Source organism: Pseudomonas capeferrum, assembly GCF_013523055.1.
GTDB classification, from domain to species: domain Bacteria; phylum Pseudomonadota; class Gammaproteobacteria; order Pseudomonadales; family Pseudomonadaceae; genus Aquipseudomonas; species Aquipseudomonas capeferrum_A.
On sequence record NZ_JAAMQM010000073.1, the window covers coordinates 1 to 424 of the forward strand.

General features: G+C 62.3%; 1 protein-coding gene. It reads right to left on the bottom strand.

The window, feature by feature from the left end; translation table 11 throughout:
• Nucleotides 1-424, bottom strand: a 424-nt coding sequence (locus G7009_RS27350; RefSeq protein WP_375139583.1) for an immunoglobulin-like domain-containing protein, incomplete at both ends; no start/stop codon positions are given.

Genomic DNA, 424 nt, shown 5'->3' on the forward strand with positions numbered 1-424 from the left:
TCACCATTGGTCAGGGTGACGGTGAGGTCACGGTCCAGGACCTGGTTGACGCGCACGGTGAAGACCGGTTGCTGGGCTTCGGTGACGTTGCCATTGCTGACGATCGAGACGGCGATCTGGTCGCCAGTGTTCGGCGTGCCAGGGGTACCCGGATTACCTGGAGTTCCCGGTTCGTCAGTGACGACTGTGTTGGTGCTGCCAGCAGTGATCAGGTTCTCGAAGACCGCATCGCCGGTCACACCGGTGATGGTCTGGGCAATGGCCGGCTGGCCACCGACATACACGTCATCGTTGGTGGTGATGGTGGCGGTACCGGCAGCACTGCCCTTGGCCACTTCGACGACAGTGCCGTCGGTGAGCGTAAAGGTCAGGCCCTGGTGGCCAGTAACCGGCAAGCCATCCTTGCTGCTCAGGGTCACGGTGT